Here is a 4128-nt window from a genome sequence, read left to right as displayed (position 1 = left end):
GTTTTGTCCAGTACCTCAAAACCACTCGCCAAGCTCCCACGGCCCAATGATCCCCCGCGCAACCTCCTGGCGCGCCTCATCTGAGGACAGGCGTTCAATGCGGTTGAAACTGCAGTGGCTGTCCTTCGTGCTTGTGACGGCCACCTTGCTGATTTTGCCCAATCTGGGTCATGCCCAGGCGCCAAAACCTGCAGCACCCGCCAGTGCAATTGCGAAGCCGCTGCCCGTCCCTGCCAAGCCTGTTGTGGCCAAACCGACTTGGGCTGAACTCACACCCATGCAGCAGCAGGCGCTTAAACCACTGGCTTCCAGCTGGGATACCGTCAGTGAGGCGCAAAAACGCAAATGGCTCGAAATATCCAAAAATTACCCTTCGCTTTCTCCTGAAGAGCAGGCCGTCATGCACAGCCGCATGAATGAATGGGTCACGCTGAGCCCCCAGCAACGAGCGCAAGCCCGGCTGAACTTTGCCAAAACCAAAGAGCTGTCCCGGCAACTGACGCCCGAAGAGAAAAAAGCCAAGTGGCAGACGTACCAGGCCTTGAGCCCCGAAGAAAAGCAGAAGCTGGCAGCCAAGGCCCCGCCCAAGCCTACCGGGGCAGCAACGGCGGTAAAACCGGTAGCGCCGCAAAAGCTGGCGCCGGTTCCACCACACCCGGTCAAGGCAGCCAGCAAACCTGGCTCTAAAATCACGCCTTTGCAACCGGCACCAGCTGCCACGCCCGCCGCGCTACCCGCCAGCGGTGTAGTTCCGGGCGCCACGCCCCAACGCTAGGCGTTGCCGAAGTGGTTGGCCGGATTGTCTGGCCCGCCCCGCCGCAGTTCGCTGCGGTTAACTTTCATCGCGACACTTTGACAGTCATAGACACCCCCTCCATTCCATCCATTCCCCGCCGCATGGCCTGCTGGATGTACGAAGGCATGCTGATGTTCGGCGTGGTTTTTTTGGCCGGCTACCTCTTCAGCACATTGAGCCAGACCCGGAACGCCCTGGACAACCGGCACGCCCTGCAGGCGTTCGTGTTTGTGATTTTCGGTATTTACTTTGTCTGGTTCTGGGCCAAAGGCCAGACCCTGGCCATGAAAACCTGGAACATCCGCGTGGTCGACGTCAACGGCGCGCCCATCACCCAAAAGCGCGCGCTGCTGCGCTATGCGCTGAGCTGGCTCTGGTTTCTGCCACCTCTGGCCGTAAGCTGGGCGATGGCGCTGCCTGGACGGGAAGGCGCGGTACTGACACTGGGGTGGGTCGCCGTGTGGGCCATCCTGGCGCGTTTTCATCCCCAAAAACAGTTCTGGCACGACGCTTTCGCCGGCACCCGGCTCATCACCTGGGTTGCACCTGAAAAGCCAGGGCGCAAGGGTAAAAACAAGGCGGGTGTCACTGGTGCGGTGGCTGGCCAGCCCTAACATCAATGTGCCATAAAGCTGCGCGACAATGGCACCATGTCCGAACAAGTTCCGTTTCCTGCAGTTGTGCCCGTAGCTCCACCTGATGCCGCCGCCCGACTGGCCGCCAATGAGCCCGTCAACCCCCAAAAACACCGCAAGGGCCTGAGCCGCGTCTGGCATGCCACCGGTTATTCTGTTGCCGGGCTGCGCGCCGGCTGGCACGAGACCGCTTTCCGTCAGGAAGCGATCGCATCGATTGTGCTGATCCCCGCCGCTTTCTGGCTGGGTCGCAGCTGGGTTGAAACGGTGCTCCTGGCCGGCACTGTCATCCTCATCATGATCGTGGAACTGCTCAACACGGGCATCGAAACCGCCATCGACCGCATCGGTCCTGAATGGCATGACCTTTCCAAGCGCGCCAAGGATATGGGCAGTGCCGCCGTCCTGCTTAGCCTGCTGCTGTGCGCTGGCACCTGGGCCCTGGCGCTGTACCAGCGATTTTTTGCATGAGCATGAATATCAATCAAGTGACCGATACCTCAAATCCCGCCTTCAAACCCGCTTTTTCCCTTTGTGTTTATTGCGGGTCCCGCACTGGCAACCAACCCGAATTCGCCGCCATTGCCGCCCTTGTGGGTGCCTGGATAGGCAAGCGCGGCGGGCAATTGGTCTACGGCGGTGGCCGCAACGGGCTGATGGGCATCATGGCCGACGCCACGCTGGCCGCCGGGGGGCGGGTCATCGGCGTGATACCGAAGGCGCTGGTAGAGAAGGAATGGGCCCATACCGGGTGCACCGAGCTGCACATCGTGGAAAACATGCATGAGCGCAAATACCTGATGGCCGAGCATGCGGATGCCTTCCTGGCATTGCCCGGTGGAATCGGTACGCTGGAGGAATTTTTTGAAGTGTGGACCTGGCGCCAGCTGGGCTACCACGACAAGCCGGTCGGCCTGCTCAACCTGAACGGCTACTACGATGCCCTGCTTGCGTTCCTGGCGTCCTCGGTGAAGACCGGTTTCATGAACGACTGGCTGATGGACCTGATCCGCACCAGCAGCGACGCCGAATCATTGCTCGAAACGCTGGTGCAGGCAGCCGGCATGACACCAGGCAATACCCGCCTCGACCAGATCTGACACCTGTCGCCGGGACTTTTCTTCAGGCCAGCAGGGGCCGCGGAACCGGCTTTGCCGGGCCGCAGGCGCAGCGCCCCCTCGGGGGGCAGCACATTACACGAAGTGAAAAGCGTGGGGGCTTATTTAAGCGTGGGGGCCCTATCTACACCGCCGCTTCGTCTTCCTCACCCGTACGAATGCGAACCACGCGCTCAACGCTGGTGATGAAAATCTTGCCGTCGCCGATCTTGCCGGTGCGCGCAGCACGCACGATGGCATCCACGCAGCGTTCCACGTCTTCGGTTTTCACCACAACCTCGACTTTGACCTTCGGCAGAAAGTCAACGACGTATTCGGCACCACGGTACAGCTCGGTGTGGCCCTTCTGGCGGCCAAAGCCTTTGACCTCAGTGACAGTCAGCCCAGTCACACCGCATTCGGCAAGGGCCTCGCGGACTTCTTCGAGCTTGAAGGGCTTGAGGACGGCGGTAATTTGTTTCACTGAATATCTCCATTCGTTCTAAATATCATCAAAAAGCATTTAGCAGCGTACGACGCGCAAGTGACTTCACCAGCAGGGGCCGCGGAACCGGCTTTGCCGGGCCGCAGGCGCAGCGACCCCCTCGGGGGGCAGGGAGCTACGCGAAGCGAGCGACCGTGGGGGCCTCATTGTCTGAATTTGCTGGTAATAGGATAGCGCCAATCCTTGCCAAAGCTCCTGTGGGTGACCCTGATACCCACGGGCGCCTGGCGGCGTTTGTACTCATTGATGCGGATCAGCCGGGTCACACGCTCCACCACGGCGCGGTCAAAACCTGCCGCGATGATGCCTTCGGCGCTTTCGTCGTTTTCCATGTAGCGCGACAGGATGGCGTCCAGCACCTCATAGGGCGGCAGGCTGTCCTGGTCGATCTGGTCGGGCCGCAGCTCAGCGCTGGGCGGGCGCGTGATGATGCGCTCGGGAATCGGSTKGCTGCCGGTGCCGTAGGGGTCGTTTKCRTTGCGCCAGCGSGCCAGSCGRAACACCGWGGTCTTCAGCAGGTCCTTGATSACCGCRAAGCCGCCCGCCATGTCGCCGTAGAGCGTGCAATAGCCCGTTGCCATTTCACTTTTGTTGCCGGTGGTCAGCACGATGGAGCCGAACTTGTTCGACAGCGCCATCAAAAACACGCCGCGAATGCGCGCCTGGATGTTTTCCTCGGTCGTATCTTCCTTCAGGCCCTTGAACTCACCCGCCAGCGAAGCCTTGAAGGCCTCGAACTCCGGCACGATGGAAATCTCGTCGTAGCGCACCTTCACGCGCTCGGCCATTTCGCGCGCATCGATCCAGGAGATGTCTGCTGTATAGGGCGAAGGCATCATCACTGCGCGCACCTTGTCGGCGCCCAGCGCATCCACCGCCACCGCCAATACCAGGGCCGAATCAATACCGCCCGACAGCCCCAGGATGGCGCCCGGAAAGCCGTTTTTACCGAGATAGTCGCGCACGCCGAGCACCAGCGCGTCCCACAGGTCCGCTTCGTGGCTGCGTTCAGGGGCCGTGCTTGCTATCAGTTTAATAGCTGCTTGCGCACGCTCTACCTGGGTTACAAACAGATTCTCCTTGAAACTCTCAGCC

At 60.9% G+C, this 4128-nt stretch carries 6 protein-coding genes; 4 read left to right on the top strand and 2 right to left on the bottom strand.

Annotation, left to right across the window (positions count from 1 at the left end; translation table 11 throughout):
* Nucleotides 1–97 precede the first annotated feature (97 nt).
* From AC1D0Z_RS17010 to AC1D0Z_RS16995, 4 genes are all read left to right on the top strand, one after another.
* Nucleotides 98–775 carry a DUF3106 domain-containing protein gene (locus AC1D0Z_RS17010; protein ID WP_477659398.1) on the top strand — a complete coding sequence of 226 codons (678 nt, stop codon included), beginning with the start codon at nt 98–100 and terminating at the stop codon, nt 773–775.
* Between the two features lie 77 nt (nt 776–852).
* Nucleotides 853–1410, top strand: a complete 558-nt coding sequence (locus tag AC1D0Z_RS17005) for an RDD family protein (protein ID WP_477659397.1) — start codon at nt 853–855, stop codon at nt 1408–1410.
* Between the two features lie 36 nt (nt 1411–1446).
* Nucleotides 1447–1902, top strand: coding sequence for a diacylglycerol kinase (locus AC1D0Z_RS17000; protein WP_477659396.1), 456 nt, complete (start codon nt 1447–1449; stop codon nt 1900–1902).
* A 2-nt stretch (nt 1903–1904) separates the two neighbouring features.
* Nucleotides 1905–2531: an LOG family protein gene (locus tag AC1D0Z_RS16995; protein WP_477659395.1), complete on the top strand. Its 627-nt coding sequence runs from the start codon at nt 1905–1907 to the stop codon at nt 2529–2531.
* Between the two features lie 142 nt (nt 2532–2673).
* Here the strand turns inward: AC1D0Z_RS16995 and AC1D0Z_RS16990 are convergent, their stop codons facing one another.
* A complete protein-coding gene (locus AC1D0Z_RS16990) occupies nt 2674–3012 on the bottom strand; it encodes a P-II family nitrogen regulator (RefSeq protein ID WP_007869659.1) in 339 nt (112 codons plus the stop codon).
* A 164-nt stretch (nt 3013–3176) separates the two neighbouring features.
* Nucleotides 3177–4128, bottom strand: a 952-nt coding sequence (locus AC1D0Z_RS16985) for an NAD+ synthase (RefSeq protein ID WP_477659394.1), incomplete at its 5' end; no start/stop codon positions are given.

Source organism: Polaromonas sp. P1_E3, assembly GCF_056405935.1.
Note: the sequence above shows the minus strand (reverse complement) of the source record. Positions and strands in the feature narration are given on the sequence as shown.